Raw genomic sequence first — 10,975 nt, forward strand, 5'->3', positions numbered from 1 at the left:
AGCAGTGGCAAAAAACGGAGTAAAGGCCCGTTACTTTATTGTTGGCGACGGACAGGAACGGGAAGCGATCGAAAAACGGGTTGAAGCGTTGAAAGCTGCCTATAATCTTCAGATCGAACTGACCAGCTGGATAAAAGATATTGCCACTTTTAATGCCGGAATGGACATTATTTGTCTGAGCTCGGATAATGAAGGCACGCCCGTTAGTCTGATCGAAGCCCAGGCAAGCGGAGTTCCTGTAATTTCAACGGATGTGGGCGGAGTAAGAGATATTCTAAGTGAAGGAGAAACGGGTTACGTTGTTCCGAAAAAAGATCGTGCTGCATTCAGTGAAAGACTTCAATTTTTAATTGAAAATGAAGAAATTCGCACAAAAATGTCACAAAATGGCTGGAACTTCGTAAGAGATAAATTCCATTACACCACGTTGGTGAAAAACATGGAGAATTATTACGCGGAATTAATTGAAAAGATTGGAAAAAATGCGAAATAAAGGCTTACTATTTTCTTTACTTACGGCTTTGTTTCTGTTACAATCCTGCGGGATTAACAGTAACCTGATGTTCAGAACCCCGAAAGGAGTGAAAGAAGTAAAAGACAGCATTCCTTTGAAGCCCGTTTCCGAATATAAAATTTCCAGGGACGACAAATTCACCTTTATGCTTTATACCAATGAAGGAGAACGCATTGTGAATGAAATGGCCGGAATGAATAAAGACGCGATTGCAAAAGCAGAGATCGAATACGTGGTGAGACCGGACGGAACCGCTGATTTGCCGATTCTGGGTGCAACAAAAGTTTCCGGTCTGACAGTGAAGGAATGTGAAGATACACTGGCCAAACAATTCGAAGCAAAAAACGGCTACAACAAACCTTTTGTGCAGGTAAAACTGACCAATCAACGCGTAATCGTATTTCCCGGAAACGGAAGTGCAGCCAAAGTGATCCCGCTTCAAAACAACAATACAACACTGATGGAAGCCATTGCGCTTGCCGGCGGAATTGCCGACAGGGGAAAAGCGAGCAAAGTAAAAATCATGCGTGTTGTCAACAATGTCAGAACCATGTACGTGGTCGATTTATCCAGAATTGAAGGTCTTGAATACGCAGACATGATTATTCAGGCAAACGACTATATTTATATTGAACCGAAAGAACAGGTGGGGCAGGAAACATTGAAGATTGTTGCTCCGATCGTTTCGTTGGTTTCAAGTGCATTAGTCATCATTACCGTATTTTCAACACTGAAGTAGCGTGAATAATTCAAATTCAACCATATTTATAAACAAAGATTACAATCCCATTATTGTGAGTGTAATTCTTCGCCGCTACTGGTGGTGGGTATTGCTGTTGATTTTGTTTTTCATGAGCATTGCCTTTTTCTATCTGCGTTATACGAAACCTGTTTATGATTCCAGTATGCTGATTCAATTGGCAGAAAAAGACCAGGGAAAAGAGCTGCTTGAAATCGACAATGTGAATAAGCGGGCCGACATTTCCACTGAAATCGAATTGCTCCGTTCCCAGTTATTATTCGAAATGGCAATCGCCAAAATGAATATGAACGTCTCCCTGTTTTCCAAAGGGAAAATCCTGACGGAGGAAAAATACCATCAAAGCAGCTTCACCATTTTACCCTATAGTTTAAGTGACAGTTCGCTTTGCGATGTTCCGATCTGGATTGAAACAACGGGCAATCGCCAGGTTAAATTATCCTATACGCTCAATGATAAAAATTACTCCGTTAAATCGGGGGTAAATAAATCCATCAAAACAAAACATTTTGAAATCGGGTTTAAAGTTCAGAACTGGAATGTTTTAAAACAGGACGATGAGTCCAACGAATTGTATTTCACCTTTAACAATCAAAAAACGCTGGCATCCCGTTTAATTGCAAATTTGCAGGTAAACCCGGTGGACGCGAATGCTAAAACGATCGAGCTGAGATACAACGGAAATAATCCGGAGTTGTGCAGAGACATTGTTCAATCCGTTGCTAAAACATTCTTCAATTACGACGAAGAAGCCAAGCGTAAAAGTGCAGATAACATTTTAAGCTTCATCCAGATACAATTGGATTCCATTTCGGGCGAGTTAAAAGATTCCAAGGATAGCTTAACGGATTTCCAACGGAAAAGCCATCTCAACGATCCTGAAAACGAAGGGGGAAATCTCACGCAGGATATTGACAAATACCAGGATTTGCTGTTTGAACTGGAAAATGAACTGGCAACCTTGAAAACCGTTAATTCCAGGCTGAGATCCGAACCGAACCGATTGGATATTTACCGTCTGATTCCTGAAATGCTCGGGAAAAGTTTCGAATTATCTCTTACCAAACAAATTACCGATTTAAACCTGCTTCTCGAAAGAAAAGAAGAGCTGCTCACCAATGTGACGGAGAATAATTCCGAATTGAAAAATCTGAATCTACGGATTCAGTCGAAAATCCAATCAATCAGGAGAAGTGTGGAAGTGATCCAGGAACGAATTCTGGAGCAGGCAAAAGTGATCAAAGGAAAGATCGGAATGGTGGAAGGTGAATACCTGAAAATGCCTCAGAAAAAGATGGAATACAACCGTCTGAAATCGTTGCAGGATCTGAATGAAAAATACTATACACTACTCACGGAAAAGAAAATCATGTATTCGATTTCGAATGCCGGATACACGTCCAACAACCGCGTATTGAACGAAGCATCCTTGAATTTCACGCCGGTGAGCCCGAATCGGAAACTGGTTTATGCCGGGTTTATTTTTATCGGTTTTGTATCCGGGTTTGCATTTCTGTTCTTCAAATACGTGACGTTCAACGAAATCAATACCATCGACGATTTAAAGCATCTTTTACCGGACAAAGTAACTGTTTTGGGGAACATTCCTCTTTTAAAGGAAAGCACGGAATACAGTCAACTATTGGTGCATAACTCGCCGAAATCCATTCTGGCGGAATCCATGCGGAATATTCGTACGAACCTGAGTTTTGTCAATTCAGATGTTCGTGTCATTGCCATTTCTTCATCCATTTCGGGAGAAGGAAAAACCTTCGTGGCTTTAAATCTTGCCGGAATCATTGCCCTATCGGGTAAACGTACAATCGTGATCGACCTGGATTTGCGCAAACCGAAAGTCCATTTAGGTTTAAATGTTTCCAATGAAAAAGGAATCAGTAACCTGATTGTAAAACAAGTTACCCTGGAAGAATGCATCCGTAAATCCGAAATTGAAAACCTCGATTTTATCAGTGCCGGACCGATTCCGCCGAATCCTTCGGAACTGATCTTAAGTGATTCCTTCCTGGAGATTCTGGAAACGCTGAAAGCAACTTACGACATTGTGATCATTGATAATCCGCCGGTTGGTTTGGTGACAGACGGAGTTCAGATTCTCGCAAAAGCGGATGTTCCAATCTATATTTTTAAAGCACACTATTCGAAACGCATTTTTGCCGGCAGGGTTCGTGAATTGTTTGATATGAATCAGATCAGTCATTTGAACATTATCCTGAACGGAACAAAAGCATACAAAGGAAAATATGGTTATGGATATGGTTACGGCTATGGATATGACTATTATGATGAAGAGGATAAGAAGAAGAAAAAAAAGTAATTAGATGAATTTTGAACGTACGGCTCTTGCTGATGTGATATTAATAAAACCGACTTTGTTTGGTGATGACCGCGGATATTTTTTCGAATCATTTCATCAGCAAAAATTTAATGAATTCGTTGGGTCCGAGGTTCGGTTCGTTCAGGATAATGAATCCAAGTCCTCGAAAGGAGTTCTTCGCGGATTACATTTTCAGGCTCCTCCGCATGCGCAGGGAAAACTGGTTCGTGTAGTCAAAGGAAGCGTTCTGGATGTGGCTTTGGACATTCGTAAAAACTCTCCGACTTACGGACAGCATGTTTCTTTTGTGCTCAGTGAAGAAAACAAGCTGCAGGCTTATATTCCTGAAGGTTTTGCTCACGGTTTTGTGACCCTGGAAGACAACACGATTTTTCAATATAAATGCACCAATTGGTACAATCCTTCCAGCGAAGGAAGCATCCTTTGGAACGACCCTGCGTTAAACATTCAATGGACCGTAGAAGAACCTGTTTTGTCTGCCAAAGACAAACTGGGGCAACTTCTGGCAGATTTTAATTCTCCATTCGTATAGTTCTTATGTCGTATGAAATAATTTTAGCTTGTCTTGGGTTCACGATCGTAGGAATTATCATGAGCTATGTTTCCAATGGATTGCTTTTAAGATTCTCGCAAAGTCTCGGAATCCGGAATAAAAATGACGTAACCGTCCGCTGGGCGAACGAGTCCAAACCTTCTTTGGGAGGAATCGGGTTTTTCGTTGCCTTCTTTTTCGGAACCATTGCCTATTCCATTATTTTCAATACCGAAAACCTGTTTCAGAACAGGCAATTCGTAGGCTTGCTCACAGCAGGAACGATTTCCTTTATCATGGGTCTGGCAGATGATGCCTACAATACCAAACCCTTCATGAAATTGTTTGTTCAGATTTTATGCGGAGTTATTCTGGTAATCACGCATAATGTCATAGAAATCACGCAAATTCCGTGGATCAATATCGCCCTGACGATTATCTGGGTAGTTGGAATCATGAACTCATTGAATATGCTCGACAATATGGATGGAATTACGGGGACCACTTCCCTGTTCATTCTCCTTTCCTGTCTTGCGACCAATATTATCCTGTTTGACTGGAATACGAATATCTGGACGTTAACCATGCTGATTCAAATCGGTGCGATTATCGGATTTTTAGTTTACAACATTCATCCCTCCAAATTGTTTATGGGAGATGCCGGAAGTCAGTTTATCGGGCTGTTCGTGGCATTCTTTTCCATTCACGAATTGTGGAGTGTCGGAAAAACGGTTCATTTGAATCCTTTGACAGGAGGCGCAGTCACGCTGATCGCATTTACTCCGGCAATTGCAGATACGCTGACAGTGGTGATCAATCGTTTGCGGAAAGGAAAATCCCCAATGGTCGGCGGAAAAGACCACACAACGCATCATTTGGTATATGCCGGGCTCAATGACAAGCAAGTCTGGATCGTCTTTTTATGCATCGGGCTCATGGCAATGCTGGTGACTATTTTGTCTGTCATTTTCGCCAAATGGGGCAATCCGTGGATTTCATTTTTCCTGACAGCCTACTTTTTTGCAGTATTTTTTGTTTTATACCGTAATACGCTTATTCACAAGAAGTAGATTCCTTAATTTTGTAATGCTCAAACGATGCATTACATGAACAAATTACTTCCATTCATTTTATTGGTTGCGCTTGCTTCCTGCGAAGGCCATAAACAGCAGCAATCGGCAAAAACCGAAGGCAAAAAAGAAGCTGTTACTTCCACTGCCGTTGTTTTCCCGGATCTTCCTCAAAGCATGGAATTTGCCGGAATGACCATCAATCTTCAGGACGAAGATTTGCGCGAACGGCTGGATCGCGAAGTATTGATGACTGCGTATTATCAAAGTGCGTGGGTCGGATGTTTGAAACGTGCAAACCGTTATCTACCGGAAATCGAGCGCATTTTGAAAGAGGAAGGTGTTCCGGATGATTTCAAGTACCTGGCCATTATTGAAAGTAATTTACAACAGGCTATTTCTCCGGTCGGAGCACAAGGTTTCTGGCAATTTATGCCTGCAACAGCCAAATTGTACGACCTGGAAATGACTCCCGAGATCGACGAGCGATTGAATATTGAAAAAAGTACACACGCTGCATGTAACTATTTGAAAGATGCACAAGCCACTTTGAATGATTGGGTGATGACAACTGCTTCATACAACCGCGGAGTTGGCGGCGTGCTGGAAGATATGAAATGGCAGGGAACCGAACATTATTTCGACACTTACCAAAACAGTGAAACCGGGCGTTATGTTTTTCGCCTTCTTGCCACCAAACTGATCTACGAGAATCCGGAAGCCTATGGTTTTTATCCCTCCAAAATGGAATTGTATGAGCCTTTCCACATCCAAAAGATCGTGGTGGAAGAATCTATTCCCAATTTAGCAGATTGGGCAAATGATCAGGGCTTTAACATCAAAATTCTTCGTAAATTAAACCCCTGGTTAAAAACAACGAAACTGACTATCAAAGGCGGAAGAAAGTTTACGCTTATTTTGCCCGCAGCATCCGAAAACCTGAAACCTTACGGCGCTTACAAATAACATTTTTAAGATTACACATTTCTGACATGAGTCTTGACGAACAAAACAAAACAATTGACATTTACGGAGCCAGAGAACACAATTTAAAGGATATCCACCTGGAAATTCCCCGCGACAAACTGGTTGTGTTTACTGGCTTGAGCGGAAGCGGAAAATCCTCGTTGGCTTTCGACACGATCTTTGCAGAAGGACAGCGAAGATACATCGAAACATTTTCGTCTTATGCCCGCCAGTTTTTAGGCGGAATGGAACGACCGGATGTGGATAAAATCAATGGTTTGAGCCCGGTAATTTCCATCGAACAAAAAACGGTTTCGCGAAGCCCGCGATCAACCGTCGGAACCATTACCGAAATCTACGATTTCATGCGTTTGCTTTATGCACGGATCGGTACGGCTTATTCGTATGAAACGGGCGAACAAATGGTGAAATATTCCGACGACCAGATTACCGATCTGATCATTGAACAATTCGACGGAAAGAAAGTACTGATTCTTGCTCCCAAGATTAAAGGAAGAAAAGGACATTACCGGGAACTTTTCGAGCAAATTGCCAAAATGGGCTACTCAAAAGTTCGGATCGACGGTGAAATCCAGGAAATCGAAAAAGGCATGCGCCTCGATCGCTACAAAATTCACGACATTGAAATCGTCATTGACCGGATTCAGGTGAAGGCAGATGATCGCAAACGACTGTACGACGCGATTACGACAGCCATGAAGCACGGTGGTAAAAGCATGATGATCCAGGAATTCGACAGCAATCACGTACGGCATTTTTCCCGTTTACTCATGTGTCCGACAAGTGGGATTTCGTACCCGGAACCGGAACCGAATTTATTTTCATTCAACTCACCTTACGGAGCTTGCCCAACGTGTGTTGGTTTAGGTGAAATTTCCGAAATTGACCGTGATAAAGTAATTCCCGATCCGAAATTGAGTATCAAAAAAGGCGGTTTGGCTCCAATCGGGGAATACAAACGAAACTGGTTTTTTGAACGTATCGAAGCTTTTCTGCAACAGGAAGGTTATACCATCAATACTCCGATTGCAGATTTGCCGGATGAGTTGATCCACGTGATTCTGAACGGAAACGAAGGTTTGGAACAAAGCGGAAAAGATGCCAGTATTCAATTCGAAGGACTTGGAAACTTCATGGCAAGACATGCCGAGGAAAGTACAGCCGGAATTCAGCGCTGGGCTCAGAGTTTCATGAATAAAATTACCTGTCCGGAATGCCATGGCGCACGCTTGAAAAAAGAAGCGCTGCATTTCAAAGTAAGCGGAAAAACACTTGGAGAAGTTGCCACTCTGGATATCCAGGAGTTGGCTCTTTGGCTTGAAAATATTGAAGATTCGTTGAATAAGGAACAACAGGTGATCGGAACAGAAATTCTGAAAGAAATCCGTGCACGCGTTCGTTTCATCCTGGAAGTCGGATTGGAATATTTGACCTTGCATCGCTCTGCGCGCAGTTTATCCGGCGGAGAGGCACAACGGATCCGTTTGGCTACACAAATCGGTTCCGAACTGATGAACGTACTTTACATCCTGGATGAACCGAGTATCGGTTTGCATCAGCGCGACAATACCCGTTTGATCAATTCCCTGAAAAGATTGCGTGATACCGGAAATTCGGTGATTGTGGTGGAACACGACCGTGAAATGATGGAAGCTGCAGATTTTGTGGTAGACATCGGTCCGGGAGCGGGAGTCCACGGTGGAGAAATCGTGAATGCAGCACCGTTCAACGAACTCATTTCGAATGATTCGATCACGACCAAATATTTAAGAGGCGAACTGGAAATTGAAATTCCGAAAAAACGCCGGAAAGGAAACGGAAAAAAACTGGTTCTAAAAGGCGCAAGCGGAAATAACCTGAAGAATGTGGATCTGACGATTCCTTTGGGAACTTTGACTTGTGTAACGGGGGTTTCCGGAAGTGGAAAATCAACCTTGATCAACCACACGCTCTACCCGATTCTGAATGCACATATTTACAACGGCGTGAAAAAACCAATGCCTTACAAGAAGATTGAAGGATTGGAACTGCTGGATAAAGTGATCGAAATTGATCAAAGCCCGATCGGTCGTACACCACGAAGTAATCCGGCAACATACACGAATGTATTCACGGAGATTCGTTCGTTGTTTGCAGCACTTCCTGAATCCCAGATCCGCGGATACAAAGCCGGAAGGTTCTCATTCAACGTAGCGGGAGGTCGTTGTGACACCTGCGGCGGCGGCGGTTTAAAAGTGATCGAAATGAATTTCCTTCCAGATGTGTATGTGGAATGTGAAACCTGCAATGGAAAACGCTACAACCGCGAAACACTGGAGGTTCGTTTCAAAGGGAAATCCATCAACGACGTGTTGGAAATGACTATTGAGGATGCGGTTGTTTTCTTTGAAAGTATTCCGAAAATTCACCGCGTCCTGGAAACCTTGAATTCGGTTGGTTTGGGTTACATCAAATTGGGGCAGCCTTCCACAACTGTAAGTGGTGGAGAAGCTCAACGGATTAAACTTGCAGGCGAATTAACCAAGCGCGGAACAGGAAGTACGATTTACATTTTGGATGAGCCAAGTACCGGACTTCATTTTGAAGATATTCGCCTGTTGATTGCTGTTTTACAGCGTTTGGTGGATGAAGGAAATACTGTTTTGGTGATTGAACACAACCTGGACATTGTCAAAGTGGCGGATCACATCATCGATGTGGGACCGGAAGGAGGCCGCGGTGGAGGAAATATCGTTTGTACGGGAACTCCGGAAGAAATTATTAAAAAATATACCGATATTTCTCATACAGCCAAATACCTGAAAATGGAAATGGATCATATGGAAAAACTGAGAAAAGAACTCAAAAAATAATGGTCTCATAACATTCTATGTGCTCTATGTATCTTTGTGGTTTGTTCTGAACCACATAAAACACATAGAGCACAATAGTTTTCTCACGTTGAAGAGTCTGCTACATTTTCAATGTATCGTGTCCCTTCTTGTTTATTATTTTCCAGGCTGAATCGTTTCAACCGCTTCACACAACGGTGTTACCTGCTCAAGCGTAAGTGGCCCAACACGTTTGTCGTAGAAACGGTAAAGTTTTCCCTCGATCTCAATATAGGATTCGAAATGGATCAATTCTCTCCCCATCATCTTTTCCATGTATATCACTGAATGTGCTTTTGTAGAAAGAAGCTTTTTATCCGGATCTGCAGCGATATTTGCTTTTAATATTTCGAGCGTCATGTCATACGCCGGCTCTACAGAGATCACAAAATTCTCACCGGAAATGTAATAGCTGTAAGTTTGCTCGATGGCTTTCACTCCTTTCGGGACAATCATCGTTGCGTTGATTTCGATCGGGGCAAGACTGATACGTTCTTTTCCGGCAGGAACATCGTTCTGTGCCGAAACAAATGTGGTGCAACTAACCGTTGCAACGATTGCCAATGCAATTGTTTTGTTCATGGTGATTTGTTTTTGACGCAAAGATAATCGTCCTGCCTGAATAGACGGTTAAGCAATCACGCAATGAAACAGTCCCGTTTGCTGAATGCAAAAACCCAGAAACGATTCTTGCCTGAATTTCAGCGTCTTCCAAACCACACTGATTTCTCCTTTACTTCTAAAATCTTCAAATGTTTTACTCTGCGAGTTTAATCTTTTCTGTTTTAAGGTCCTTGAAAACAAAAAAGCGCCCATCAACTGACGGACGCTTCTTGTATGTGTGAAGTTTAAATCTTCACCACCAGGAATTCTGTTCTGCGGTTCACAGCATGCTGTTCTTCCGTGTATTTCGGTTGTTTTTTCGGTCCTTCACAGGTACAACCATTTAATATTTTTGTTTCTCCGTATCCTTTTCCGGAAATACGCCACGGATCTTTGATTCTTGATTTGATGTATTCGGCCGAAGCATCTGCTCTTTTCTGAGAAAGTTCCAGGTTTTTAGCTGCTGTTCCTCTACAATCCGTGTGAGAACCCAACTCAACGACCATTGTCGGGAATTCATTCATAATTGCAACGATCTTATCCAATTCAATTGCCGCATCAGGGCGGATATTGAATTTCGCCAGGTCAAAATAGATCGGTTTCAGGTCAATTGCCTTTGCCAGATCCGTTCCGACTTCCATTTTTTCAATAGACAAATTCAAATCTTTCGAAACATCATACAATCCCGGAACGGTCAACTCTTTGTTGTATGTCGTTCCTTTCGGCAAATACCCTTTTTTCTCCATCCGGATATTGTATGAAACGCGGTCGTTCAGCTTCTTGTCGTAAATCGGACGTTTGATAAGGCCATCTTTGTTTGTATAAAACACTTCCTCTTTTCCGGTCATGTTATTGATCAGCGTTACTTTCACGCTGTCTAACACCGCACTGGATTTTTTATCCAATACTTTGATCAGCAACATGAATCCGGGGTCTTTTTCCAGCACCAGATCAGTCGTTAATACTTCCGGTGAATCATCGCCGATGGCAAGTGTTCCCGTCGATTCAAAGTAATCCTTCTTCGCGCCATCAAATTGAAACTTCCCGATTTCCGGCGTTTCGTAAACCACTTCTGCATTTTCATCGGAAGTAAACGTTCCCAGGTCTTTTCCTTTTTCATCTTTCAGTTTGACTGCAACGCCGCTCAGTTTGTTTCCTTTCTCGTCTTTGACGTTGATTTTAATCGTTCTTGCAAATGAAAAGGGTTTATCCATCGAAAACATGTACAAATCATCGTTTCCTTTTCCGCCTGACCGGTTTGATGAAAACATTCCGGATTTCGC

9 protein-coding genes are annotated in these 10,975 nt (G+C 42.5%); 7 read left to right on the forward strand and 2 right to left on the reverse strand.

Annotation, left to right across the window (positions count from 1 at the left end):
• The 7 genes from Q1V93_RS01490 to uvrA form a co-directional block, all read left to right on the forward strand.
• The coding region (locus Q1V93_RS01490) for a glycosyltransferase (protein ID WP_300660499.1) at window positions 1-493 on the forward strand (493 nt) is incomplete at its 5' end.
• The gene (locus Q1V93_RS01495) at window positions 483-1,253 is read left to right on the forward strand and encodes a polysaccharide biosynthesis/export family protein (RefSeq protein WP_300660501.1); all 771 of its coding nucleotides are present in this window, start codon (window positions 483-485) and stop codon (window positions 1,251-1,253) included. The genes Q1V93_RS01490 and Q1V93_RS01495, both read left to right, overlap by 11 nt.
• A 55-nt stretch (window positions 1,254-1,308) precedes the next feature.
• Window positions 1,309-3,609 (forward strand): tyrosine-protein kinase, encoded by a 2,301-nt coding sequence (locus tag Q1V93_RS01500; RefSeq protein ID WP_300660504.1) that lies wholly within the window; start codon window positions 1,309-1,311, stop codon window positions 3,607-3,609.
• A gap of 4 nt (window positions 3,610-3,613) precedes the next feature.
• The gene (gene rfbC / locus Q1V93_RS01505) at window positions 3,614-4,162 is read left to right on the forward strand and encodes a dTDP-4-dehydrorhamnose 3,5-epimerase (protein ID WP_300660507.1); all 549 of its coding nucleotides are present in this window, start codon (window positions 3,614-3,616) and stop codon (window positions 4,160-4,162) included.
• A 5-nt stretch (window positions 4,163-4,167) separates the two neighbouring features.
• A complete protein-coding gene (locus Q1V93_RS01510; protein ID WP_300660510.1) occupies window positions 4,168-5,232 on the forward strand; it encodes an MraY family glycosyltransferase in 1,065 nt (354 codons plus the stop codon).
• A gap of 36 nt (window positions 5,233-5,268) precedes the next feature.
• Window positions 5,269-6,198, forward strand: coding sequence for a lytic transglycosylase domain-containing protein (locus Q1V93_RS01515; RefSeq protein ID WP_300660514.1), 930 nt, complete (start codon window positions 5,269-5,271; stop codon window positions 6,196-6,198).
• A 26-nt stretch (window positions 6,199-6,224) separates the two neighbouring features.
• Complete coding sequence (gene uvrA, locus Q1V93_RS01520) at window positions 6,225-9,071, forward strand: excinuclease ABC subunit UvrA (protein WP_300660517.1); 2,847 nt, start codon at window positions 6,225-6,227, stop codon at window positions 9,069-9,071.
• Between the two features lie 135 nt (window positions 9,072-9,206).
• Here uvrA and Q1V93_RS01525 read toward each other — a convergent pair whose 3' ends face one another.
• Both Q1V93_RS01525 and Q1V93_RS01530 read right to left on the reverse strand, forming a co-directional pair.
• On the reverse strand, window positions 9,207-9,671 hold the full coding sequence (locus Q1V93_RS01525) for a hypothetical protein (RefSeq protein ID WP_300660520.1): 465 nt from the start codon (window positions 9,669-9,671) through the stop codon (window positions 9,207-9,209).
• Window positions 9,672-9,937: 266 nt separating this feature from the next.
• A partial coding sequence (locus Q1V93_RS01530) for an OmpA family protein (protein WP_300660523.1) occupies window positions 9,938-10,975 on the reverse strand: 1,038 nt, incomplete at its 5' end.

The sequence above is a fragment of the Fluviicola sp. genome, assembly GCF_030151805.1.
GTDB lineage: Bacteria > Bacteroidota > Bacteroidia > Flavobacteriales_D > Crocinitomicaceae > Fluviicola.

Bases quoted from the DNA above. Each gene is read 5' to 3' on its own strand.
- Q1V93_RS01495 (WP_300660501.1), top strand. From the start codon at position 483: ATGCGAAATAAAGGCTTACTATTTTCTTTACTTACGGCTTTGTTTCTG.
- rfbC (WP_300660507.1), top strand. From the start codon at position 3,614: ATGAATTTTGAACGTACGGCTCTTGCTGATGTGATATTAATAAAACCG.
- Q1V93_RS01510 (WP_300660510.1), top strand. From the start codon at position 4,168: ATGTCGTATGAAATAATTTTAGCTTGTCTTGGGTTCACGATCGTAGGA.
- Q1V93_RS01515 (WP_300660514.1), top strand. From the start codon at position 5,269: ATGAACAAATTACTTCCATTCATTTTATTGGTTGCGCTTGCTTCCTGC.
- uvrA (WP_300660517.1), top strand. From the start codon at position 6,225: ATGAGTCTTGACGAACAAAACAAAACAATTGACATTTACGGAGCCAGA.
- Q1V93_RS01525 (WP_300660520.1), bottom strand. From the start codon at position 9,671: ATGAACAAAACAATTGCATTGGCAATCGTTGCAACGGTTAGTTGCACC.